The organism is Streptomyces sp. SAI-135 (genome assembly GCF_029893805.1).
Lineage (GTDB): Bacteria > Actinomycetota > Actinomycetes > Streptomycetales > Streptomycetaceae > Streptomyces.
The window spans coordinates 4042225-4065594 of record NZ_JARXYP010000002.1; the positions used below are offsets into that span (position 1 = coordinate 4042225).

General features: G+C 71.3%; 22 protein-coding genes, 1 tRNA gene and 1 pseudogene. 11 read left to right on the forward strand and 13 right to left on the reverse strand.

What is annotated here, in order from left to right; genetic code table 11:
• Positions 1-64 precede the first annotated feature (64 nt).
• Genes M2163_RS22625 through M2163_RS22635 form a run of 3 tightly spaced genes read right to left on the reverse strand, consistent with a single transcriptional unit; the run spans position 65 to position 3356 of the window.
• The gene (locus M2163_RS22625) at positions 65-949 is read right to left on the reverse strand and encodes an SDR family oxidoreductase (protein ID WP_280894863.1); all 885 of its coding nucleotides are present in this window, start codon (positions 947-949) and stop codon (positions 65-67) included.
• Positions 946-1863 (reverse strand): alpha/beta hydrolase, encoded by a 918-nt coding sequence (locus M2163_RS22630; protein ID WP_280894864.1) that lies wholly within the window; start codon positions 1861-1863, stop codon positions 946-948. The genes M2163_RS22625 and M2163_RS22630 overlap by 4 nt, the downstream gene beginning before the upstream one ends.
• Entirely contained in the window at positions 1860-3356 is a 1497-nt protein-coding gene (locus tag M2163_RS22635; RefSeq protein WP_280850992.1) for an NAD(P)/FAD-dependent oxidoreductase, read from the reverse strand. Before M2163_RS22635 ends, M2163_RS22630 begins: the two co-directional genes overlap by 4 nt.
• A gap of 150 nt (positions 3357-3506) precedes the next feature.
• Here M2163_RS22635 and M2163_RS22640 point away from each other — a divergent pair, with 150 nt between their 5' ends.
• A complete protein-coding gene (locus tag M2163_RS22640; RefSeq protein WP_280850991.1) occupies positions 3507-4151 on the forward strand; it encodes a MerR family transcriptional regulator in 645 nt (214 codons plus the stop codon).
• Here M2163_RS22640 and M2163_RS22645 read toward each other — a convergent pair.
• Positions 4148-4951 carry an exodeoxyribonuclease III gene (locus tag M2163_RS22645; RefSeq protein WP_280850990.1) on the reverse strand — a complete coding sequence of 268 codons (804 nt, stop codon included), beginning with the start codon at positions 4949-4951 and terminating at the stop codon, positions 4148-4150. The genes M2163_RS22640 and M2163_RS22645 overlap by 4 nt on opposite strands.
• Positions 4952-4980: 29 nt before the next feature.
• On the opposite strand from M2163_RS22645, the gene M2163_RS22650 reads away from it, so the two are divergent.
• Positions 4981-5457, forward strand: a complete 477-nt coding sequence (locus M2163_RS22650) for a GNAT family N-acetyltransferase (RefSeq protein ID WP_280894865.1) — start codon at positions 4981-4983, stop codon at positions 5455-5457.
• A 60-nt stretch (positions 5458-5517) separates the two neighbouring features.
• Here the strand turns inward: M2163_RS22650 and M2163_RS22655 are convergent.
• From M2163_RS22655 to galU, 7 genes are all read right to left on the reverse strand, one after another.
• Positions 5518-5591 (reverse strand) — tRNA-Ala (locus tag M2163_RS22655).
• An 89-nt stretch (positions 5592-5680) separates the two neighbouring features.
• Positions 5681-6937 (reverse strand): gephyrin-like molybdotransferase receptor GlpR, encoded by a 1257-nt coding sequence (gene glpR / locus M2163_RS22660; protein ID WP_280894866.1) that lies wholly within the window; start codon positions 6935-6937, stop codon positions 5681-5683.
• Between the two features lie 196 nt (positions 6938-7133).
• Entirely contained in the window at positions 7134-7772 is a 639-nt protein-coding gene (locus M2163_RS22665) for a GNAT family protein (RefSeq protein WP_280854175.1), read from the reverse strand.
• Entirely contained in the window at positions 7769-8275 is a 507-nt protein-coding gene (locus M2163_RS22670) for a MogA/MoaB family molybdenum cofactor biosynthesis protein (RefSeq protein WP_280850987.1), read from the reverse strand. The genes M2163_RS22665 and M2163_RS22670 overlap by 4 nt, the downstream gene beginning before the upstream one ends.
• On the reverse strand, positions 8272-8751 hold the full coding sequence (gene moaC, locus M2163_RS22675; protein ID WP_053852462.1) for a cyclic pyranopterin monophosphate synthase MoaC: 480 nt from the start codon (positions 8749-8751) through the stop codon (positions 8272-8274). The genes M2163_RS22670 and moaC overlap by 4 nt, the downstream gene beginning before the upstream one ends.
• Positions 8752-8813: 62 nt before the next feature.
• Positions 8814-10136, reverse strand: a complete 1323-nt coding sequence (gene glp, locus M2163_RS22680) for a gephyrin-like molybdotransferase Glp (RefSeq protein WP_280850986.1) — start codon at positions 10134-10136, stop codon at positions 8814-8816.
• Between the two features lie 4 nt (positions 10137-10140).
• Positions 10141-11043 carry a UTP--glucose-1-phosphate uridylyltransferase GalU gene (gene galU / locus M2163_RS22685; protein ID WP_280850985.1) on the reverse strand — a complete coding sequence of 301 codons (903 nt, stop codon included), beginning with the start codon at positions 11041-11043 and terminating at the stop codon, positions 10141-10143.
• 167 nt (positions 11044-11210) lie between these two features.
• Between galU and M2163_RS22690 the strand changes: the two are divergent.
• Positions 11211-11760 (forward strand): annotated as a pseudogene (locus M2163_RS22690) (5-formyltetrahydrofolate cyclo-ligase).
• A 62-nt stretch (positions 11761-11822) separates the two neighbouring features.
• Here the strand turns inward: M2163_RS22690 and M2163_RS22695 are convergent.
• Positions 11823-14666 carry a penicillin acylase family protein gene (locus tag M2163_RS22695; protein ID WP_280850983.1) on the reverse strand — a complete coding sequence of 948 codons (2844 nt, stop codon included), beginning with the start codon at positions 14664-14666 and terminating at the stop codon, positions 11823-11825.
• A 242-nt stretch (positions 14667-14908) separates the two neighbouring features.
• Here M2163_RS22695 and M2163_RS22700 point away from each other — a divergent pair, with 242 nt between their 5' ends.
• The 6 genes from M2163_RS22700 to mscL all read left to right on the forward strand — a co-directional run bounded on the left by M2163_RS22700 (position 14909) and on the right by mscL (position 20505).
• Complete coding sequence (locus M2163_RS22700; RefSeq protein WP_280850982.1) at positions 14909-16444, forward strand: potassium/proton antiporter; 1536 nt, start codon at positions 14909-14911, stop codon at positions 16442-16444.
• 198 nt (positions 16445-16642) lie between these two features.
• On the forward strand, positions 16643-17911 hold the full coding sequence (locus tag M2163_RS22705; RefSeq protein ID WP_280850981.1) for an MFS transporter: 1269 nt from the start codon (positions 16643-16645) through the stop codon (positions 17909-17911).
• Positions 17912-17978: 67 nt separating this feature from the next.
• Positions 17979-18290 carry an FmdB family zinc ribbon protein gene (locus tag M2163_RS22710; RefSeq protein ID WP_280850980.1) on the forward strand — a complete coding sequence of 104 codons (312 nt, stop codon included), beginning with the start codon at positions 17979-17981 and terminating at the stop codon, positions 18288-18290.
• 99 nt (positions 18291-18389) lie between these two features.
• Entirely contained in the window at positions 18390-19223 is an 834-nt protein-coding gene (locus M2163_RS22715) for an S-methyl-5'-thioadenosine phosphorylase (protein WP_280850979.1), read from the forward strand.
• 133 nt (positions 19224-19356) lie between these two features.
• Positions 19357-19893 carry a hypothetical protein gene (locus M2163_RS22720; RefSeq protein WP_280894867.1) on the forward strand — a complete coding sequence of 179 codons (537 nt, stop codon included), beginning with the start codon at positions 19357-19359 and terminating at the stop codon, positions 19891-19893.
• 138 nt (positions 19894-20031) lie between these two features.
• Complete coding sequence (gene mscL, locus M2163_RS22725; RefSeq protein WP_280850977.1) at positions 20032-20505, forward strand: large conductance mechanosensitive channel protein MscL; 474 nt, start codon at positions 20032-20034, stop codon at positions 20503-20505.
• A gap of 22 nt (positions 20506-20527) precedes the next feature.
• On the opposite strand, the gene M2163_RS22730 is transcribed toward mscL, so the two are convergent.
• The gene (locus M2163_RS22730) at positions 20528-20710 is read right to left on the reverse strand and encodes a hypothetical protein (protein WP_280850976.1); all 183 of its coding nucleotides are present in this window, start codon (positions 20708-20710) and stop codon (positions 20528-20530) included.
• A gap of 137 nt (positions 20711-20847) precedes the next feature.
• Between M2163_RS22730 and M2163_RS22735 the strand changes: the two genes are divergently transcribed.
• Both M2163_RS22735 and M2163_RS22740 read left to right on the forward strand, forming a co-directional pair.
• Positions 20848-22047 (forward strand): low temperature requirement protein A, encoded by a 1200-nt coding sequence (locus M2163_RS22735; protein ID WP_280894868.1) that lies wholly within the window; start codon positions 20848-20850, stop codon positions 22045-22047.
• A 56-nt stretch (positions 22048-22103) separates the two neighbouring features.
• The gene (locus tag M2163_RS22740) at positions 22104-23132 is read left to right on the forward strand and encodes a P1 family peptidase (RefSeq protein ID WP_280894869.1); all 1029 of its coding nucleotides are present in this window, start codon (positions 22104-22106) and stop codon (positions 23130-23132) included.
• Positions 23133-23370: the final 238 nt, after the last annotated feature.

The following is a 23370-nucleotide window of genomic DNA, read 5'->3' on the forward strand; positions in this document are numbered from 1 at the left end:
GGGGAAGAGCCCCTGGCCGGGGCCTCGACCAGATTCACACGCCCGGACAAAGAACGCATTTCGATCAACTACGGTGCGTAGCGCGCGCCTCCTCGTCCGCGGCCCCACCTGCGCCGACGAGTCCGATCCGCAGGCCCTCCAGACGCTGTCCGAACCGCCTCATCTCGCGCTGTCCGACGGTCCCGATGAGCCCCGGCAGATACCCGCGCATCCCCTGCATCCCGCGCAGCCACCCCTGCCCGTACACATGGCTGGAGCGCCGCTCGATCCCGGCCACGATCCGCTCGACGGCCGGCCCCAGCGGATACGTCTTGTTGGCCGGCCACGGCAGCCGCTGCCTGAGCTCCCGCATGACGTCGTCCTGGTCGGCCCCGCGCACCATGTCCGTGTCGGTCCACGACAGATACCCGACCCCGACCCGCACGCCCCGGTGGCCGACCTCCGCCCGCAGACTGTGCGCGAACGCCTCCACCCCGGACTTCGAGGCGCAGTACGCGGTCATCATCGGCGCCGGGGTGATCGCGGCGAGGGAGGCGATCTGCAGCAGATAGCCGCGGCTCTCCATCAGCACCGGAAGGAACGCCCGCGCGGTGACGGCCGATCCGACGAGGTTGACCTCGATCACCCGCCGCCAGGACTCCGGATCGGAGTCGACGAACGGCCCGCCGGTGGCGACGCCCGCGTTGGCGACCACGATGTCGACCTTCCCGAACCGCTCCTTCACCTCCTGCGCCACCCGGGCCATCGCCGCGTGATCGGTGACGTCGGCGTACCAGTGGTCGCTGTCCCCGTGCAGCCGGTCGGAGAGCTGCTTGAGCGCGTCCGGTTCGAGACCGACCAGCGCGACCTTGGCCCCGCGCGCCGACAGCTTGCGGGCGAGCAGCTCGCCCACGCCCCGCGCGGCCCCCGTGACGACCGCGACCTGCCCTTCGAGTCCGACCCTGCTCATGCGCCCTCCTTGACCTGGACATACGTGGTGACGAGTTCCCGGATCCGCGCACTGACCAGCTCGGGCGCCTCGACGGGCGTCATGTGGCCGAGACCGGGCAGTTCGGTGACGCCGAGGCAGTTCGGCAGCGCGGCGGCCAACTGGCGTGCGTGGACGGGCGGGGTGAGCCGGTCGGCCGTACCGACGACGACGGCCGTGGGCACGGAGAGCTGCCGCACCCCGTGGTCCAGGTCGAGCAGATCGAGGACCTGCGACCAGGCGTAGCGCACCTTGCGCGGACACGCGTGCACGATCCGCGCGCACGCCTCCACCATGTGCGGGGCCGAACCGGGGCCCATCGTCCCGTACTTGAGGATCCTCAGGGCGAGCGGTGTGACCGGCCCGAGCGGCGCCCGCGCCCCGAGCACGTGCCGGGTCAGCCAGGTGCGCAGCCGCCCGGCCCGGATCGGCACGACGGTCGACTCGGCGACCAGCCGCGACGACCCGGTGCTGCACAGCAGGACCGCCGCGGCGTGCTCCCGGAACCGCGGCCGCCCGGCCGCCGCCATCACCGTCATCCCGCCCATGGAGTGCCCGGCGACCACCGCCTTCTCACCGGGGGCGAGAGCCGCCTCCAGTACGGCTTCGAGGTCGTCGGCGAGCCCGTCCGCACTGCACGCCGGGCTCGCCGGACTGCGTCCATGGCCGCGCTGGTCGTACGCGATGACCCGGTGGTCCACGGCGAGTTCACGGATCTGTGCGGCCCAGAAGGCGGTCGAGCAGGTCCAGCCGTGGGCGAGCACGACGGGGGGCGCGCCCTCGGGACCGTGCACCTCCACGTGCAGGCGGGCGCCGTCGGCGGAGAACGCGGTCAGCTCACGCGCCGGGACGGGCGGGGCGTAGGGCCCGGAGAGGACATGGGCCGGCCGGCTCATACGGCGGTCACCTCCGCGTGCGCGGGCACCCGCAGCACCTCGTACTCGGCGAGGTCCACCCGCCGGGTCGCCCTGCGGAACTCGGTCGTCGTACCGGGCCAGATCGTGGTGTTGCGGCCGTTCGGGTCCAGGTACCAGCTGGTGCAGCCGCCGGTGTTCCACACCGTGCGCTTCATGCGCTCCTGCACCCGGTGGTTCCAGGCCTGGACGGCCTCGGGGCGGGCGTCGAGGGCCACCCGGCCGCCGAGGACGTCCAACTGCCGTACGAAGTCGGCCAGGTAGTTCAGCTGGGACTCGATCATGAGGATCATCGAGGAGTTCCCGAGGCCGGTGTTGGGCCCGATGATGGTCATCCAGTTGGGGAACCCGGCGGCGGAGGCACCCCGCAGCGCCTCCATCCCGCCCTTCCACGCCTCGGCGAGCGTCCGCCCGTCCGCCCCGACGACCCGGTCGGCGATCGGCATGTCGGTGACGTGGAAGCCCGTACCGAACACGATCGCGTCGGCGTGCGCCTCGGTGCCGTCGGCGGCGACGAGCTTCGAGCCCTCGACACGGCTGAGCCCGCTCGCGACCACGTCCACGTTGGGCTGCGCGAGCGCCGGGTAATAGGTGCTGCTCAGCAGGATCCGCTTGCAGCCGATGCGGTAGTCGGGGGTGAGCTTGGCCCGCAGCGCCGGGTCCTTGATGGCCCGGGCCATGTTCCGCCTGGCCAGCTGCTCCACCGCGCCCAGCTCGTTGGGGTGCTTGGTGAAGGCCTGGACCTGCAACTCCCTGATGCCCCACAGCAGTCCGCGCCGGACCTGGGTGGTGAAGGGCAGCTGCCGGTGCAGCCAGCGCTCGGCGCCGCTGATCGCCCGGTCCATGCGGGGCATCACCCAGGGCGGGGTGCGCTGGAACAGCGTGACGTTGCGGGCGAGCGGCTGGATGGCCGGGACGATCTGGATGGCCGAGGCCCCCGTCCCCACCATGGCGACCCGCTTGCCGCGCAGGTCGTAGTCGTGGTCCCAGCGGGCGGAGTGGAAGACCTTGCCCGGGAAGGACTCCAGCCCCGGGATGTCGGGGATCTTCGGATCGGAGAGCGGCCCGGTGGCGGAGACGACGAGGTCGGCCGACAGCCTGCCACTGGCGGTCTCGATGTCCCACCGCAGCTTCTCGCCGTCCCAGGTCATCCGCTTGACCTCGGAGTTGAGGCGGATGTGCGGGCGGAGCCGGAAGACGTCCGTCACATGCTCCAGGTAGGCGCGGATGTGCTCCTGCCCGGAGAAGGTGCGCGGCCAGTCGGGATGGGGCGCGAAGGAGAACGAGTACAGATGGGACGGCACGTCACAGGCACATCCCGGATAGCTGTTGTCCCGCCACGTACCACCCACACTGTCGGCCCGCTCCAGCACGACGAAGTCGGTGACTCCCTCGCGCCGCAGCCGTACGGCGGCCCCCAGCCCCCCGAACCCGGACCCGACCACCGCCACCCGCACATGCTCGTGTTCGGCCATGCCGATGCCTTCCCTGCCCGACTCTGCCAGTGAACACTGGCGCAATGGGAGGGTAGAACAGCTCCATACCGATGGGTAGGGGTCAGGAGAGGGACGTTTACATCAGCGGCTGCCGCCGCGGGTACCGGCGGTACAACATAGGCTTCGGTCGTGACGGACAAGCGCGAATACCGCATGGAGGAACTGGCCCGCCTGGCCGGCATCACAGTGCGCACCCTGCGCTTCTACCGCGAACGCAAACTCATCCCGCCCCCGCGCCGCGAGGGCCGCATCGCCTGGTACGACGACCACCACCTGGCCCGCCTGCGCACGATCGCCGCCCTCCTGGAGCGCGGCCACACCCTCACCGGCATCGCGGAACTGGCGGAAGCCCTCGACCACGGCCGCGACGTCGCCGACGTCCTGGGCGTCGCACCGCCCACGGAGGAGGAACCGGTCCGCCTCACCCCCGAGGAACTCGCCGCCCGCTTCGAGGGCGAGGTCACCCCGGAGAACCTCGCCGCCGCCATGGAACTCGGCTACCTCGGCACCGACGGCGACGAGATCGTCCACATCAGCCGCCGCCTCCTGGACGTCTCCTCCGAACTGGTCCGCGAGGGCATCCCCCTCGGAGAGGTCCTGGCCGCCGGCAAACGCGTCCGCGAACACGTGGACGACCTCGCGGAGATGTTCGCCGACCTGGTCCTGCGCCACGCCACCGAACCCGACCTCCACCGCCTGCGCCCCCTGGCCCGGAGCGTGGTCGAGGCGGAACTCTCCCTGGCCCTGGACCGACGGTTGCGGAAGCGGGACTAGAGGTCATAGACGACCGTCACCGGAGCATGGTCCGACCAGCGCTCGGCGTGCGTGGCGGCGCGCTCGACGTATCCCTTGACGGCCTTCGCGGCGAGCCCCGGCGTCGAGACGTGGTAGTCGATGCGCCATCCCGTGTCGTTGTCGAACGCCCGCCCCCGGTACGACCACCAGGAGTACGGCCCCGTCACATCCGGATGCAGCGCGCGCACGACGTCGACGTACCCCCCGTCGGTCTCGTCGAGGACCCGGCTCAGCCATGCCCGTTCCTCCGGCAGGAAGCCGGAGCTCTTCTGGTTGGCGCGCCAGTTCTTGAGGTCGGCCTGCTGGTGGGCGATGTTCCAGTCGCCGCAGACGACGACTTCGCGGCCGTCGGCGGCGGCGCGCTCGCGCAGTCCCTTCAGGTGCACGAGGAACTCGTCCATGAAGCGGACCTTCTCGTCCTGCCGCTCGGTGCCGACCTCGCCGGAGGGCAGGTAGAGGGAGGCGACGGTGACGCCGGGCAGGTCGGCCTCGACATAGCGTCCGCTGGTGTCGAACTCGGCCGAACCGAAGCCGATCCGGACCCGGTCGGGCTCGCGGCGGGTGTAGAGGGAGACACCGGCACGCCCCTTGGCGGCGGCGGGCGCGTGCACCACGTGCCAGCCCTCGGGAGCACGGACGCTCTCGGGCAGCTGCTGCGGCTCGGCGCGCACCTCCTGGAGGCAGAGCACGTCGGCGGAGGTCTCCGCGAGCCATTCCACGAAGCCCTTCTTCGCGGCGGCGCGCAGCCCGTTCACATTGGCGGAGGTCACAGTGAGCACCCGGGAACGATACCGGCACACTGGAGGGCATGATGATCCGCCGTGTCCCCTTCGACCACCCCGACGCCGTGAAGCTCAACGACCAGGTCCAGGCCGAGTACCACGTCCGCTACGGCGACGGCGGCGACGCCACCGAGCTGGCCCCGACCGACTTCGAGCACCCGAACGGCGTGTTCCTGATCGCGTACGACGAGAGGGACAGCCCCGTCGCCACCGGCGGCTGGCGTGCCCAGGACGCCAACGGCGAGGGAAATCTGGACGGCGACGCCGAGCTCAAGCGCATGTACGTGATCGAGGAGATGCGCGGCCGCGGCCTCGCCCGCCGCATCCTGACGGCCCTGGAGGAGCACGCCCGCGCGGCCGGCCGCACCCGCATGGTCCTGGAGACCGGCACCAAGCAGCCGGAGGCCATCGCGCTCTACACGTCCAGCGGCTACGAACCCTGTGTGAAGTTCGGCTACTACCGCCACCACGAAGACAGCCGCTGCTTCGCGAAGACGCTGTGAGATCCCCGTACACATGACAGAAGACCCGCTCCTGAATCAGGAGCGGGTCTTCATGATGCGTGGACCTGAGGGGATTTGAACCCCTGGCCCCCTCGATGCGAACGAGGTGCGCTACCGGACTGCGCCACAGGCCCTTGCAACGAGTGAAACTCTAGCATCCCCATCCGGGTGCTTGGAAATCCGTTCCGGGCTGGTCAGGGCGCGGCGATTGCGGGGCCGTGACTCACTCGTTGGCCGCGCGCGGCCGCTCGCCTTCCTCGTACTGGTCGAAGAGCGGGGTGCGGCCGCGCTCGCGTGCCCGGCGGGCGGACGCGGCGCGGCGGGCGTCGGTGCGACCGTCCGCGGAGGGCTTGTCCTCCGCGTCGGCGGACCCGTCCTCCGCTCCCCCGTCCTCCGCGACGGGCGCCGCGTCCTGCCCTGACTGCTCGGGGGCCACGGCACTGGACCGGGCCGAGCTCCACGCGTCCGGCGCGCCGAGGTCCACGTCCGCGGTGGCCCGTGGGGCGACCGGCGCGGTCACGTACGTGGGCAGCGGCACCGGGACCGGGTCCCAGCTGTCCCCGTGGCCCGGCCTGCGCTGCCGTTCGCGCTGCTGGTCGACCCACTCGGCGTGGTCGGTCTGCTCGACGAGGGCGCGCCGGTCCGCGGCGAGGGCGGAGAGGCCGGGATCGGTCTCCGTTCCTGGTCCCTCGTCCGGTTCGTCGGCGTCCACGCCGGTGCTCACGGCGGCGCGCCGGCGCGGCTGGCGGGCCCGCTCGCGCAGGTGCTGGGCGGCGGCCTCGGCCCGGCGCCGGTCCATCTGGTAGGCGAAGCGGCGGCGTTCCTGGGAGCGCAGGTAGGCGATGTACGCGCTGAGCATCACCGCGGGGACGCCGGGCGCCCACAGGAAGGCGAGTCCTCCGACGGCGGCGACGATCGCGCCGAGGGTGAAGGCGAGGAAGAGCATCACCGTCGTACGCCGTCGGCGTGCGAGTACCTTCGTGCGCCGGGCGCGCGCAGCGGCCGCTTCCGCGGCTGCCGTGCGCCGGGCGGCGGACGCGGGCGCCTGCTTCCGCGTCGGTGCGCCACCGGGTTCGGGTGCGTTCGTTTTCGCGCGTGCCGGGTCGCCGTGTCCTGTTTCCCGCTCGGCTTCCCGCGCGGGCTCGCGCGGCGCCTCCCGGCGCTCGGAGGCCGGCGGCTGGACCGTCGCCTGGGTCTGCGGACGCGTCGGGGGCATGGCGAAGGCCCGGACGTCCACCGAGTCGGTGACGGCGTCCGGTTCGTCGGCGCCGTGCTCCCCCTCGTCGGCGGAGCGCGCGCGCAGGTCCTTGGCGTATCGACGCTCCATGCCCGCCCGTCCGGACAGCAACCGGATGGCGGTGCTGAAGCGTTCCGTCGGACGGGCCTCGTTCAGCTCGTCCTGCCTACGGAGCCACATCGGCACCAAGTAGGCGGCCCAGGCCCCGACAATGACTGCGTAGATGAGGCCGCTGCTGCTCACGCCTCACACGGTAGAGGGGTTTGCGTGAGGCCATCTGCCAATTGCGCCGGTGTGTCGCACGATCTGGCTGATATTTCGAGCTTTTTTTGTGACCGATCCGATCAGCAGGCCGCCTCAGTCGCGAATTCAATGCCCCGAGACGGTCATGCACCGATCATTTTCGAACACTTATTCAATTTCCGGGTTCGGCGAACGCTTATGCGGGATTGTCGTGGGGCGTACTCCGGGAGCGTGCCCGCTGCCAGCGCCGGAGCAACCCGTCGGGCACCTCTTCCGCGGTGAGCGCGAACACGAGATGGTCCCGCCAGGCCCCGTCGATGTGGAGATAGCGCGGCCGCAGTCCCTCCTCGCGGAATCCGAGTTTCTCCACGACCCGCCGGCTCGGCATGTTCTCGGGGCGAATGCAGACCTCGATGCGGTGCAGACCAACGGTGCGGAAACAGTGGTCCACGACAAGCGCCACAGCGGTCGGCATCACCCCGCGCCCGGCGACCGACTGGTCCACCCAGTAGCCGACGTGCCCCGAGCACATCGAGCCCCAGGTGATCCCGGCGACCGTCAACTGCCCGACCAGCTGGCCCTGGTACTCGATGACGAACGGCAGCATCCGTCCCGCGTTCGCCTCGGACCTCAGGTGCCGGACCATCTGACGGTAGGTCGGCCGGTGCGCGATCGGGCCGCTCGGGGTGGGCGGCGGAATGGTCGCCTCCCAGGGGCGCAGCCAGTCCCGGTTGCGCCGGTTCACCTCGCGCCAGACCCGCTGGTCGCGCATCTTTATCGGCCTCAGGACGACATCGCCGTCCGCCAGTACGACGGGCCAGGACGGGCTGTTCAGCTCGCACCCCCACTGCCGGCACCGGGTCTTGGGTGGTCGCCGCCGCGGATCTGGTCGACGGCGTGGATCAACAGGGGCTCCAGGACGGCCAGTCCGTCCTTCACCCCGCCACTGGAACCCGGCAGATTGACGATCAGCGTGCGGCCGGCCACCCCGGCCAGCCCCCGGGAGAGCGCGGCCGTCGGCACCTTGTCCCGTCCGAACGCCCGGATGGCCTCCGCGATGCCCGGCACCTCGCGGTCGATCACCGCGCGGGTCGCCTCGGGCGTGCGGTCGGTGGGCGAGATGCCGGTGCCGCCGGTGGTGACGATCACGTCGTAGGCCGCCTCCACGCCCGCGCGCAGGGCGGCTTCCACGGGGTCGCCGTCGGGGACGACCTGCGGCCCGTCGACCGCGAACCCGAAGCGCCTCAGGCCGTCGGCGACCAGCGGGCCGCCCTTGTCCTCGTAGACACCGGCGGCGGCCCGGTTGGAGGCGGTGACCACCAGAGCGCGATACGTCATGCCCGGCTCCAGTCGCCCGACTTGCCGCCCGTCTTCTCCTCGACCCGTACGTCCGTGATGACCGCTCCCTTGTCGACCGCCTTGACCATGTCGATCACGGTGAGCGCGGCGACGGAGACCGCGGTGAGGGCCTCCATCTCGACGCCCGTGCGGTCCGTGGTCTTGACGGTGGCGAGGATCTCCACGGCGTCGTCCGCGACCGACAGGTCCAGTTTCACACCGGACACCGACAACGGGTGGCACAGCGGGATGAGGTCCGGGGTGCGTTTGGCGCCCATGATGCCCGCGATCCGCGCAGTGGCCAGGGCGTCACCCTTCGGGACGCCCTCGCCGCGCAGCAGCTCGATCACTCGGGGCGAGACGAGGACGCGCCCGCTCGCGCGCGCGGTGCGTGCGGTGACGTCCTTGCCGGAGACATCGACCATGCGGGCGGCTCCCGCCTCGTCGATGTGCGTCAGTCGGTCCTGCGTACTCATGGTTGTGCGGCGCTCCCGGTCCGGCCTGTTGTGCGCGACACGGTACCGCCAACCTGGGGTGCTCAGCCGAGCAGGACCACTTCGACCTCGGTGCCGGGCTCGACGGACTCCACGTCCTCCGGTACGACGATCAGCGCGTCCGCCTGTGCGAGCGCGGCCACCAGATGGGACCCGGCACCGCCGACCGGCCTGACGGACCCGTCGGCGTACGCACCGCGCAGGAACTGCCGGCGGCCCCTGGGTGAGGTCAGCGCCTTGTCCGCGGTCAGAGTGGCCCTGGTCCGCGGCCGGTGCACGTCGTCGAGGCCCATGAGGGTGCGGATCGCGGGACGGACGAACAGTTCGAAGGAGACGTACGACGACACCGGGTTGCCCGGCAGGGCGAGCAGCGGGGTGTGGTCGGGGCCGATGGAGCCGAAGCCCTGGGGCTTGCCGGGCTGCATGGCGAGCTTGCGGAAGTCGACGCCGGCACCCGGTTCGTCCTCGTCGCCGACGGAGGACAGGGCCTCCTTGACGACGTCGTACGCCCCGACGCTGACGCCGCCCGTGGTGACCATGAGGTCGGCGCGGACGAGCTGGTCCTCGATGGTGGAGCGCAGGGTCTCGGCGTCGTCGGCGACGGCGCCCACCCGGTAGGCGATGGCGCCGGCGTCCCGGGCGGCCGCGGTGAGGGCGAAGCTGTTGGAGTCGTAGATCTGGCCGGTGCCGAGGCTCTCGTCGGGCTGGACGAGCTCGCTGCCGGTGGACATGACGACCACGCGCGGGCGCGGGCGCACGCGTACGGTGCCGCGGCCGATCGCGGCGAGCAGGGCGATCTGCGGCGGGCCGAGGACGGTGCCCGCCTCCAGCGCGCGGTCGCCGGCCCGGACGTCGCTGCCCTGGGCGCGCACGTGGGCGCGTGCCTGGGCGGACCGGTACACGTGCACGTGTCCCTCGGCGCCCTCGGGGGCGAGAGCGCGGGCGCGCATCCCGGTCACCGGGCCCTCGCCGAGGCCCCCGTCGGTCCATTCGACGGGGACGACGGTCTCGGCGCCGGGCGGCAGCGGGGCGCCGGTCATGATGCGGGCGGCCTGCCCGGGGCCGACGTGCAGCAGCTCGGCCTGGCCCGCGGCCACGTCCCCGACGACGTCGAGGACGGCCGGGAACTCCTCGCTCGCGCCCGCCACGTCCGCGACCCGCACCGCGTACCCGTCCATGGAACTGTTGTCGAACGGCGGCAGGGACACCGGGACCGTGACGTCCTCGACCAGGACGCAGCCCTGGGCGTCGAGCAGTTGCAGCTCGATGGGCTCCAGGGGGCGGACGGTCGCGAGGATGTCCTCCAGGTGTTCGTCCACCGACCAGAGGTGGTCCTGGTCGGCGGGGCGGGGCGCGGCGCTGCTCAAATGCCTACATCTCCTCGGCTACGTAACTGCGAAGCCAGGTCCGGAAGTCCGGGCCCAGGTCTTCACGTTCGCACGCGAGTCTGACAATGGCACGCAGATAGTCGCCGCGGTCGCCGGTGTCATAGCGGCGGCCCTTGAAGACGACGCCGTGCACCGGGCCGCCCACCTTCTCGTCCTGTGCGAGCTGCTGGAGGGCGTCGGTGAGCTGGATCTCGTTGCCCCGGCCCGGCTCGGTCCTGCGGAGTATGTCGAAGATGTGCGGGTCGAGGACGTAGCGGCCGATGACCGCGTAGTTCGACGGGGCGTCGGCCGCTTCCGGCTTCTCGACGAGGCCGCTCACCCTGACGACGTCGCCGTCCTCGGTCTCCTCGACGACGGCACAGCCGTAGAGGTGGATCTGCTCGGGCGCGACCTCCATCAGCGCGATGACGCTGCCGCCGTGCTGCTCCTGGACCTCGATCATCCGCTGGAGCAGGGGGTCGCGGGCGTCGATCAGGTCGTCGCCGAGGAGGACGGCGAAGGGCTCGTGGCCCACGTGGGGGGCCGCGCACAGGACGGCGTGGCCGAGGCCGCGGGGGTCGCCCTGGCGCACGTAGTGCATGGTGGCGAGGTCGCTGGACTCCTGGACCTTCGCGAGCCGGCCGGCGTCGCCCTTCTTCTGGAGGGCGGACTCGAGCTCGTAGTTGCGGTCGAAGTGGTCCTCGAGGGGGCGCTTGTTGCGTCCCGTGATCATGAGGACGTCGTCGAGACCCGCCGAGACGGCCTCCTCGACCACGTACTGGATCGCCGGCTTGTCGACCACCGGCAGCATCTCCTTGGGAGTGGCCTTGGTTGCCGGCAGGAAGCGGGTGCCGAGCCCTGCTGCCGGAATGACAGCCTTGCTGATCCGAGGGTGCGCCTGAGTCATGTCCGCACCCTATCCGGTGCCTTTGCCTGGAATCTGGGGCTCCGGTTAATAAGCTCTTATATGAGCGTATTGAAAGGGTACGGGTGCAGACTTTGAGTCATGTCGGACGTCCCACCGAGTTTGACAAGCGAACGTTGCGACGAGGGTACCTGGCGGTGAGGAACAGGTTGACGGCCGATGACGTGCGGGAAGCGGCTTCCGCGCTGGCCGGCCGGGCCCCTCGGGCTGCCCGAGCTGGCGCGTGCGCGCACGGTGGCGGCGTACGTCTCCGTCGGGAGCGAGCCCGGCACGCTCGCGCTCCTGGACGCGCTGCGCGACCGGGGCGTGCGCGTCCTGCTCCCGGCGCTCCTGCCGGACAACGACCTGGACTGGGGCGCCTACACCGGCGAGGGCTCCCTCGCGCGGGTCCAGCACGGCGGAAAGATGGCCCTTTTCGAGCCCTCCGGCGAGCGTCTGGGCCCGGACGCGGTGACCGGCGCCGACGTCGTCCTGCTGCCCGGCCTCGCGGTGGACGGGCGCGGGATGCGCCTGGGGCGCGGCGGGGGGTCGTACGACCGGGTGCTCGCCCGCCTGGAGCGCGCGGGCGCACGACCGGCGCTGGTGGTGCTCCTGTACGACTCCGAGGTCGTCGCGCATGTCCCGGAGGAGGAGCACGACCGCCCCGTGCACGCGGTGGTCACGCCGTCGGGCGTGCGCCGCTTCCAGGACCGGGAATGAGACAGGACCGGGAATGAGAAAGGGCCCCTTCACGCGCGCGTGGAGGGGCCCTTTCCTCGGCCTTACGGCTTGAGGACCAGGGTGTCGGACGTGCTCTTGTCGACGGCCTCGTCCGAGAACGACCAGTCCAGCAGCTCGCCCTTGACCCACTTGCCGGTCTGGTCGGTGTAGTGCGCGCTGTAGGCGTGCCCGGAGGCCCCGGTGAGGTTGATCCACTTCGACTTGTCGAGGTCGCCGAGGTTGACCACCATGCGCATCGACGGCACCCAGACGACGCCGTAGCCGCCCGCGGCGTTCCAGCCGGTCGCGTTGACCGTCGCCTCACCGCCGCTGAGCTTCCAGGGGCCGCGGTTGAGCATGTACTGGAGGAAGCCGGGGCCCTCCACGCCCATGGTCTGGTTCTTCAGGAACAGGCGGTGCAGCCTGCCCCAGCTCCAGGTGTCGATGTCCTTGCCGAGCTTGGCGGTCAGCTCCCAGCGGGCGTCGACCATGGCGCGCTTGAACAGCTCGTCGCGGTTGGTGGCCTCGCGACGGTCGCCGACGCCCTTGGGGGTCTTCCACCAGTCGCTGTTCTCGTCGTCCATGAGCTTGCGCACGACCTCGAACCAGCGGTCGCCGCCGTCGGGCTGCGCCTGGTCGGCGTCGCGCTGGCCGCACTCGCGGACCTTGTCCGTCTGGTCGGCTGGCCCGGTGGTGTTGATCGGGTCGACCCACAGGCACTGGCCCTTGACCCGCAGCTCCTTGGGCAGCTTGTTGCCGAAGGCGAGCTTGAGGATGTTGCGCCAGACGGCGTTGAAGTAGGCGGCCGCGGCCGAGTCGGCGTCCTGGGTGTAGTCCCAGCCCTCCAGGAGCTCCTGCGCCTGACGCACGTCCTTGTCCGCGACGTCGATCTTCAGCAGCTTGGGCACCAGCAGCTTGGCGATCTCGCTGCTGTTGTCGAGCTGCATCTGGCGCATGTCGTCGGTGGAGATCTTGCCGCCGCCCTTGATCTTCTGCTCGATCAGGTCGGTGATGCGCTGGCTGCGGGTGCCGTAGCCCCAGTCCGCGGTGAGCGTGTAGGGGTACTTGTCCTTGTCGATCACGGCCTGGTTGGCGGTGACGATGTAGCCGCGCTCCGGGTTGTACTCGTAGGGCAACTCGTCCTGCTCGATGTACTTGCCGGTCCAGGCGTACCTGGGGTCCCAGCCCGGGGCCGGGATGGCGCCGGTGTGGCCCTTGGCACGGATCGGGATGCGGCCGGGCAGCGTGTAGCCGATGTTCTCGGAGTCGGCGTAGACCAGATTCTGCGAGGGCACGTCGAACAGGGCCGCCGCCTCGCGGAACTCGTTCCAGTTCGACGCCTTGTCCATCGCGAACACGGCGTCCATGGTGGTGCCGGGGTCGAGCGCGGTCCAGCGCAGGGCGACGCCGTAGCCGTCGCCGCGGTCGGGGGCGGCGTTGTCGACGGTGGCCTTCTTGCCGACCTTCACGAGTTCGTCGTAGCGGTCGGAGAGCAGGGGGCCGTTGTTCGTCTCACGGACGACGATCTTCTTGGACGCGCCGCCGGCGACCTTGATGGTCTCCTCGCGCGTGGTGAAGGGCTTGGTCTTGCCGTCGTAGAGGTAGCCGTCGCCGGAGAGCTTCTCCAGGTAGAGGTCGGTGACGTCGACGCCGGAGTTGGTCATGCCCCAGGCGATCTTCGCGTTGTGGCCGATGACCACGCCGGGCATGCCCGCGAAGGTGTAGCCGGAGACGTCGTACTGGCACTTGCTGGAGACGGTCCGGCAGTGCAGGCCCATCTGGTACCAGACCGACGGCAGCGAGGCGGACAGGTGCGGGTCGTTGGCGAGCAGGGGCTTGCCGGTGATGGTGTGCGAGCCCGCGACGACCCAGGAGTTGGAGCCGATGCCCTGGCCGTTGACGCCGACGGCCGTCGGGACGTCGTCCAGGACGTCGTAGAGGCCCGAGAGCTGGCTCTGGAGGGCCGAGGCGGTCGAGGACGAGGCCGACGTGCCCGTCCCGGTGCCTCCGGCGGACGTTCCGGTGCCGCCCGTGGAGGTGCCGGTGCCGCTGGTGGACGTTCCCGTGCCGCCCGTCGACGTGCCCGTGCCGGACAGGCCGTTCTCCTGCGAGCTGCCGTTCTGCTCGAAGGTCTGGGTCAGCTCGTCGTACTGGCCCTCCTGGACGATCGCCTGGTTGCGGCTGTACGGGTACTCCGGGTACAGCTCGGCGATCTGCTTCGGGCCGAGGCGGCTGGTCATCAGGGCGCGGTCGATCTCGTCCTGCATGTTGCCGCGCAGGTCCCAGGCCATCGCCTTCAGCCACGCGACCGAGTCGACCGGGGTCCACTTCGCGGGCTTGTAGTCGTTCTCGAAGCCGAGCGCCGCGTACTCCAGGGAGATCTCCTTGCCGCTCCTGCCCTGGAGGTAGGCGTTGACCCCCTTGGCGTAGGCCTGGAGGTACTTCTTGGTGGAGGCCGACAGCTTGGTGTCGTACTCCTTCTTCGCGACCCGGTCCCAGCCCAGCGTCCGCAGGAACTCGTCGTCCTCGACCTGGCTCTTGCCGAACATCTCCGACAGGCGCCCGGAGGTCATGTGCCGGCGCACGTCCATCTCGTAGAACCGGTCCTGCGCCTGGACGTAGCCCTGCGCCATGAACAGGTCCGCGTCGGAGGAGGCGTAGATCTGCGGGATGCCGTAACTGTCGCGCTTGACGTCGACGGGGCCCGACAGGCCCTCCAGCTCGATCGAGCCCTTGGTCTGCGGGAAGGATGCCCGGACGGTGCTCACCGTCCAGTACCCGCCGAAGGCGAGCGCGCCGACGACGGCCAGTACGAGGACGAGAACGATCAGGCGGGCTCTGCGCCCCTTCTTCCTGCCGGACTTGCCGGGCTGCTGACCCGATGAGGCGGTGGTGGTGGGGGGCATCGCTGTCCTTGCTGTCCTAACGCGAGCGGCAGGGCGGGCTGTGCTTTTGACTGAGCGCAGGAGCAACCATAGGCGCAGGGCCCAGGGGGACTTGACGCGGAGTCGGGATCAAACGCGGACGAGCGTTCGATCTCGCCTCGCGAAGCGTCAAGAAATCGTCAAGAGTTAGGTAAGGTAACGAAGTACTTGGATGCGTGGCTGCCCCGCTTCGTGTCCTATGTACGTGAGCTCACGCGCGCGTGATGCGGGTGAGCCAGGGAAGGGAACGGCCGCTGACTGTCCACCATCTCAACCAGCTCCTGCTCGTCTGCTCGCTCGTCCTGCTCGTCGCCGTGGCAGCGGTCCGGATCTCCTCGCGCAGCGGGCTCCCCAGCCTGCTCGTGTACCTGGGGATCGGCATCGCCATGGGCCAGGACGGCATCGGCGACATCCACTTCGACAACGCCGAGCTGACCCAGGTCATCGGGTACGCGGCCCTGGTCGTGATCCTGGCCGAGGGCGGCCTCGGCACGAAGTGGAAGGAGATCAAGCCGGCCCTGCCGGCCGCCACGGTGCTGGCGCTGGGCGGGGTCGCGGTGAGCGTCGGGGTCACGGCGACGGCCGCGCACTACCTGATCGGCCTCGAGTGGCGCCAGGCGCTCATCATCGGCGCGGTCGTCTCCTCGACGGACGCGGCGGCGGTCTTCTCGGTGCTGCGCAGGATCCCCCTGCCCGCGCGCGTGACGGGCACCCTGGAGGCCGAGTCGGGCTTCAACGACGCCCCGGTGGTCATCCTGGTGGTCGCCTTCTCCCAGACCGGTCCGGTCGAGCACTGGTACACGCTGATCGCCGAGATAACCCTGGAGCTGGCCATCGGTGCCGCCATCGGCATCGCGGTGGGCTGGCTGGGCTCCTGGGGCCTCCGGCACGTCGCCCTGCCCGCCTCCGGCCTCTACCCGATCGCGGTCATGGCGATCGCCGTCACGGCGTACGCGGCGGGCGCGCTGGCGCACGGCAGCGGGTTCCTCGCCGTCTATCTGGCCTCCATGGCGATGGGCAACGCCAAGCTGCCGCACTGGCCGGCCACCCGCGGTTTCGCCGACGGGCTCGGCTGGATCGCCCAGATCGGCATGTTCGTGCTGCTCGGCCTGCTGGTCACCCCGCACGAGCTGGGCGACGACGTCCTGCCCGGGCTCGTCATAGGGCTGGTGCTGACCATGGTGGCGCGACCGCTGAGCGTCGTGCTGTGCCTGACGCCGTTCCGGGTGCCGTGGCAGGAGCAGACGCTGATGTCCTGGGCGGGACTGCGCGGTGCCGTCCCCATCATCCTGGCGACGATCCCGATGGTGAGCGGCATCGAGGGCAGCCGTCGCGTCTTCAACATCGTCTTCGTCCTGGTCGTCGTCTACACCCTCGTGCAGGGCCCGACCCTGCCCTGGCTGGCGCGCACGCTGCGCCTGGGCGGCGACTCCGAGGCCGCCGACCTCGGGATCGAGTCGGCGCCCCTGGAGCGGCTGCGCGGGCACCTGCTGTCCGTCGCGATCCCCGAGGGGTCCCGGATGCACGGCGTCGAGGTCAACGAGCTGCGGCTGCCGGCCGGTGCCGCGGTCACCCTCGTGGTCCGTGATGAAAAATCGTTCGTCCCGCTGCCCACTACCGTGCTGCGGCGCGGGGACGAACTGCTCGTCGTCGCCACCGACCCGGTCCGCGACGCCGCCGAACGACGGCTGCGCGCGGTGGGCCACGGCGGCAAGCTGGCCGACTGGCTGGGCACGGGCGGGGCCGACGGCACACGTTAAGGGTGTGTTACGCGCCCCCTGTACGATGGTCGCCGACCCCTGATCGAACCAACTCTGCCTGACGCAGAGCTGGCGCGACCGTATGGCGGCCGGGACGTCCCTGAGAGCGGTCCCCGGCATCTACCGCAGTCCGCGCAAGAGGACAGCTCTCGGCGCCCCCGCACAGGCGCGCTACCAGGCGGCAGAAAGGCACGGGCCGTGGCATCCACGGTCACCTCCTCCCGCCCGGGATACGGGCAGCTGCTGCGCACCCGCGGCGCCTGGACGTTCCTGCTCCCCGGCTTCGCGGCACGCCAGCCGTTCGCGATGCTCACCCTCTCCCTCGTGCTGCTCGTGCAGCACACCACCGGCTCCTACGGCGCGGCGGGCGCCGTCGCGGCCGTCACCGGCGTCTCCATGGCGCTGTTCGCGCCCTGGAGCGGCCGTCTCGCCGACCGCCACGGGCAGCGCGCCGTGCTGATCCCCGGCGTCCTGCTGCACACGCTGGCGGGACTGTCCCTGACCGCCCTGGCCCTCGCGCACGCGCCCCTGTGGGCGTTGTTCGCCGCGGCCGTGCCCACCGGCGCCTCGGTGCCGCAGATCGGGCCCATGGTCCGCGCCCGCTGGGGCGTCAGGCTCCAGGACTCCCCCCTGATGACCACGGCGGCGGCCTTCGAGTCCGTCACGGACGAGCTGACCTTCGTCTTCGGCCCGCTGCTGGCCACCGCTCTGTGCACCGCCGTCCATCCCGCCGCGGGCCTGCTGACGGAGGCGTCGCTGACGCTGCTGGGCGGTCTGTTGTTCGCCGCGCAGAAGAGCACCCAGCCGACGGTCACCGCGGCCGCCGGGCACGCACGCGTGGCGCACACCTCGGCGCTGCGCGTCCCAGGGGTGCGGGTCCTGATCGTGACCTTCCTCGGCATCGGATCCGTCTTCGGCGGCATGCAGGTCTCGCTCGCCGCGTTCAGCGAGTCGATCGGCGAGCCCGGCCTGAACGGCGTCCTGTACGGGGTCTTCGCCGCGGGCAACATGCTCTCGGGACTGGTCTGCGGAGCCATCGCCTGGAAGGTGGCCCCGCAGCGGCGCCTCCTGGTCGGCTACGGCGCCCTCGCCCTGACGGCCTCAGGCCTGTGGGCCGCGCACTCGGTGCTCGTGCTGGCCGGCCTCGGCCTCCTGGTCGGCATGTGCATCGCGCCCGCCCTGATCACCGGCTACACCCTGGTCGAGAACCTGGTCCCGGCCGGCGCCCGCACCGAGGCCTTCACCTGGCTCACCGGAGCGGTGGCGCTCGGCCAGGCGGCCGCCGTCACGATCGCCGGACAGCTGGAGGACCGCTTCTGGAGCGGCGCCGGGTTCCTGGTGCCGATGGGCGGCACCCTGCTCGCCCTGGCGACCCTGGTGGCCCTGCGCTCACGCCTCGCGGCACGGCCCGGCGGCCGGACGGTCGCACGTGGCATGGGTCACCGAGTGCCGGTGGCAGTGGACTGATCCTCGGGAATACGTCACTATGGACCCTCGTTAGCACTCATTGAGTGAGAGTGCCAGGAGGAAGACAGTGCCGACCTACCAGTACCAGTGCACCGAGTGCGGCGAGGGCCTCGAGGCGGTGCAGAAGTTCACCGACGACGCTCTGACCGAGTGCCCGAACTGCCAGGGCCGCCTCAAGAAGGTGTTCTCCGCGGTCGGCATCGTCTTCAAGGGCTCCGGCTTCTACCGCAACGACAGCCGCGGCTCCTCGTCGAGCAGCTCGCCGGCGTCGTCGAAGGCGTCGACGTCCACCTCGTCGTCGTCCGAGTCGAAGTCGTCCTCCTCGGACACGAAGTCGTCGAGCTCGGGCACCTCGTCCAGCAGCAGCTCCGCCGCATAGGTCTCACCTCCGGGGCCCTGCCGTCGTTCGACGGCAGGGTCTTCGGTGTTTCCCGAGCCCGGCGGCCGCGGGGTTTCCGGGCCGGATACTGTGCTGGTCATGGCGAACGCAGAGATCGGCGTAATCGGCGGCTCGGGCTTCTACTCGTTCCTCGAGGACGTGACCGAGGTCCAGGTGGACACCCCCTACGGTCCGCCCAGCGACTCCCTCTTCCTCGGCGAGGTCGCCGGCCGGCGGGTCGCCTTCCTGCCCCGGCACGGACGCGGCCACCATCTGCCGCCCCACCGGATCAACTACCGCGCCAATCTGTGGGCGCTCAGGTCGGTGGGCGCACGGCAGGTCCTCGGGCCCTGTGCGGTGGGCGGACTGCGCCCCGAGTACGGACCGGGCACGCTGCTCGTACCGGACCAGCTGGTCGACCGTACGAAGTCCCGGGCCGCTACGTACTTCGACGGGCTGCCGCTGCCGGACGGCACCGTGCCGAACGTGGTGCACGTGTCCCTGGCCGACCCGTACTGCCCCGTCGGCCGGGCGGCCGCGCTGAAGGCGGCCCGGGGGCGGGACTGGGAGGCCGTGGACGGCGGCACGCTGGTCGTGGTCGAGGGGCCGCGCTTCTCGACCCGCGCCGAGTCGCTGTGGCACCAGGCGCAGGGCTGGTCGGTGGTGGGCATGACCGGTCACCCGGAGGCGTCCCTCGCCCGTGAACTGGAGCTCTGCTACACGTCGTTGACCCTGGTCACCGACCTGGACGCGGGCGCCGAGACCGGTGAGGGCGTCTCGCACGACGAGGTGCTGCGGGTGTTCGCGGCGAACGTGGACCGGCTGCGGGGCGTGCTGTTCGACGCCGTGGCGGCGCTGCCCGCGAACGGGGAGCGGGACTGCCTGTGCGCGAACGCGCTGGGCGGGATGAACCCGGGGTTCGAACTGCCCTGACGGGCGCGGACGTTCTCCTTCGGGTGAGGGAGTTGTCCACAATCGGCCGGTGGTCCACCGGTCTCGGCGGGATGCGGCGCGAAGCCTCATCGTGGCAGCGCAAGCCGTTGTCCCGTCACTGGTGGTGGTCCTCATGTCCTTCGCTCCCTCGCCCTCTCCCCTCGTTCCGTGCCCGCCCGGCACCGACGCTCCCCCGACCTGCGAGGTCCCGCACTTCGCTCCGGTACGGGTGCGCGGCGGACAGGGTCTGCTGCGACGGTTCGTCCGGCACCGCAGGCGTGCCGTGGCCCTCGGCCTTGCGGTCACCGCGGCCGCGTTGGTGGCGGCCGGCCCGCGAGGCGCCGACGGGGCACGGGGGCATCCCGCGGCGGAGCCCGTGCGTGAGCGCCGTGCTGTGGAGAACGTGTCGGCGCCGGTGCGGATCGCCGACGGCGCGACGGTCCGGCTGCTGCGGCCCGGGGACCGGGTGGACATCATCGCCGCCGAGGAGTCGGCGCCGGGCGGCGAGGCCCGGGTGGTGGCGCGCGGGGCACGGGTGACGAAGGTCCCGGAACCGCTGGACGGGGTGACCGAGGGCGGGGCGCTGGTCGTGCTCTCGGTGCCGCGGTCGACGGCGGCCCGTCTCGCGGGCGCGAGCGCGACGGCACGGCTGGCGGTGACGCTGTGTTGAGCGGTGCGGTCCTTCTGTTGCGGCGGGTGGCGTCAAGTCGCCCTTTCGAGCTACCCAATTGGACAGGGTCACCTCGGGTTGACGTAGGTTGCGGAGCTGTTTGTTCCACAACCTGTGCGTGCGAGAAGAGGCCTCTAGGTGAGCGAGAAGAAGCCGAGCGTCTGGGAGGGCTTCAAGGCCTTCCTGATGCGCGGGAACGTCGTCGATCTGGCAGTCGCGGTGGTCATCGGCGCCGCCTTCACCAACATCGTCAACTCGGTGGTGAAGGGGATCATCAACCCGCTGGTCGGAGCCATCGGCACCAAGAACCTCGACAGCTACAGCTCGTGTCTGCAGGACCCGTGCAAGGTCACGGCGGACGGCACCGTCGTGAGCGGCATCCCGATCCGGTGGGGCTCGGTCCTCGGCGCCACGCTCAGCTTCGTGATCACCGCGGCCGTCGTCTACTTCCTGATGGTCCTGCCGATGTCGAAGTACCTGGCCCGGGTGGAGGCCCGCCGCAAGGCGAAGGAGGGCACGCACGAGGTCATCGAGGTGACCGAGCTGGAGGTCCTCAAGGAGATCCGCGACGCACTGGTCGCGCAGCGGGGCTCGGGCCACGACGGGCGCTAGCGGGCCGGGCCGCGCCGCGCGCTCAGAGGTGGTGGGGCGGCTTCTCGTCGAGGAAGCGCTTCAGGTCGGCCGCGCTGTCGCCGTCGGTGCGCGGCCGGTCGCCCCAGCCCCGGTCGGTGTCGTCCGAGGACTGCTGGTCCAGCGGATCGTCGAAGACCAGCGCGGGCTTCGGCTCGCGGGGTTCGGGGCGGGGGGCGCTACTCATGGATCCAGGGTACGGCCCCGCCGCGGGCCCTCGGCGGGAGCGGTCACCCGCCCCGGTCCCGGCCCGGCCTCCCGGTCCGCCGACGCCGGTGGGGGGTCCACAAGCGTTTCCGGACGGTATCTGCTGTGCTTGGCTCCATGACGTCCAGTCCGACGCGCAGCCCGCTGCGCAGACTCACCGCCCGCGGCCGGGACGAGGCCCATCGGGTCGCCTCGCCGCTGGAGCTCTTCTTCGACCTCTGCTTCGTCGTGGCCATCGCCCAGGCGGGCGCGGCCCTGGTGCACGCCGTGGCCGAGGGGCACGCCGGCGAGGGGATCCTCAACTACGCGATGCTCTTCTTCGCCATCTGGTGGGCGTGGATGAACTTCACCTGGTTCGCCTCGGCGTACGACAACGACGACGCGCTGTACCGGGTCGTCACCCTGGTCCAGATCGCCGGCGTCCTGGTGCTGGCGGCCGGGGTGTCCAGGGCGTTCGAGGACCACGAGTTCCTGGCCGTGCTGGTGGGCTATGTGATCATGCGGCTCGCGCTGATCGCGCAGTGGCTGCGGGTGGCGCGTTCGACGGAGGGCGCGGAGCGGACGATGGCCCTGCGGTACGCGTTCGGCGTGCTGCTGTGCCAGGTCGGCTGGATGGGGCTGGTCGTGCTGCCCGAGGGCGGGCGGCCCTGGGTGTTCCTGGTGATGGCGGTGCTGGAGATGTGCGTGCCGCCCTTCGCCGAGCGGGACCATCCGACGACATGGCATCCGCACCACATCGCCGAACGCTACGGGCTGTTCACGATCATCGTGCTCGGCGAGACGATCGCCGCCGCGACGGTCGCCGTGAAGTCCGGCATCGACGAGAACGACGCGCTGGACGAGCTGCTGCCCATCGCTGCGGGCGGACTCCTGATCATCTTCGCCGCCTGGTGGATCTACTTCGTGGTGCCCATCCACGGCCATCTGCGCTCCAACCGCCAGGCGTTCCTGTGGGGCTACGGCCACTACCTGGTGTTCGCCTCGGCCGCCGCGATCGGGGCGGGGCTGGAGGTGGCCGTGGAGCAGGCCGTCGGCAAGGCGCACATCTCGACCCTGGCCGCGTCTTCCGCGGTGACCCTGCCGACCTCGCTCTACCTGCTCACCGTCTGGCTCCTGCACTCGCGGTACTTCAAGGTGGGCATCGCGCAGCAACTGGTCCTGCCGGTCACGGCGTTGCTGGTGATCTGCTGCACCTTCCTGGGCGACTGGGCGGTGCTCGCGGCGGGCATCGTGGCGGCGCTGGCCGTGGTGACGGGGACGACGCTGACCGCGCGAACGGCGGCTCGGGAGCCCGAGGAGCCGGCCCGGGTGGCGTGATCGCGCGAGCGCGTGACCACGGCGGGTCGAGGCGGTGCCTGGACGAGACTGGTCCCATGACAGTTGACGCTCTGACGGATGTCGCCGGGGTGCGCGTGGGGCACGCGACGCGCACCGGCGACGGTTGGCTCACCGGCACCACCGTCGTGCTCGCCCCGGAGGGCGGGGCCGTCGCCGCGGTGGACGTGCGCGGCGGAGGCCCCGGCACCAAGGAGACCGACGCGCTCGACCCGCGCAACCTGGTGCAGAAGGTCGAGGCGATCGTGCTGACCGGGGGCAGCGCGTACGGGCTGGACGCGGCCTCCGGGGTGATGGCCTGGCTGGAGGAGCAGGGGCGGGGGGTGCGGGTCGGACCCGACCCCTCCCACGTGGTGCCGGTCGTGCCCGCCGCCTGTGTCTTCGACCTCGGGCGGGGCGGCGACTTCCGGGCCCGGCCGGACGCGGCGACCGGACAGGCCGCCGTCGAGGCAGCCGCGGCGAGTGCCGTCGGCGCGGAGGTGCCGCAGGGGTGTGTGGGAGCGGGGACGGGGGCCGCGGTCGGGGCGATGAAGGGCGGGGTGGGGACGGCGAGTGTCGTGCTCCCCTCGGGGATCACCGTGGCGGCGCTGGTGGTGGCCAACGCGGCGGGGGCTGTGGTGGATCCGGGGACGGGGGCGCTGTACGGGGAGTTGTTCGAGGGGCGGGTGCGGTATCCGGAGGAGCGGGTGCACGAGGCGGCGCTGCGGCGGCTCACCGAGACCGCGGCGAGCAGTGCGGCGCCCCCGCTGAACACCACGCTCGCCGTGGTGGCCACCGACGCGGAGCTGTCGAAGGCGCAGGCCCAGAAGGTGGCCGGCACCGCGCACGACGGCATCGCGCGTGCCGTGCGGCCGGTGCACCTGCTGCACGACGGGGACACGGTGTTCGCCCTGTCCACGGGGGCGCGGCCGCTCGACGCGGAGGATCCACTCGCCCTGAACGCGGTGCTGGCGGCGGGGGCGGATGTCGTCACGCGGGCCATTGTGCGGGCGGTGCGGGCGGCGGAGTCGGTGGACGGGGCAGGGGGGACGTGGCCGAGTCATCGGGAGTTGTACGGGGGCGGGTGACGTGGGTGTCCGCGGCCGGGCTACGCCCCTCAGGGGCGCGGGGAACTGCGCGACCACCCCACCGGCCCGCACCCGCACCCGCACCCGCACCCGCACCCGCACCCGCACCCGCCCGGCAACCCCGACATTCTGTCCGGGTTCTGTCACGTGATGGCATTCGTCGCGCTCGCAGGGAACCCGGTCGGGGCCCGGGTCCCTCTTTCTTCACGGAGTGGAGCGGACAACGCACATCACACGA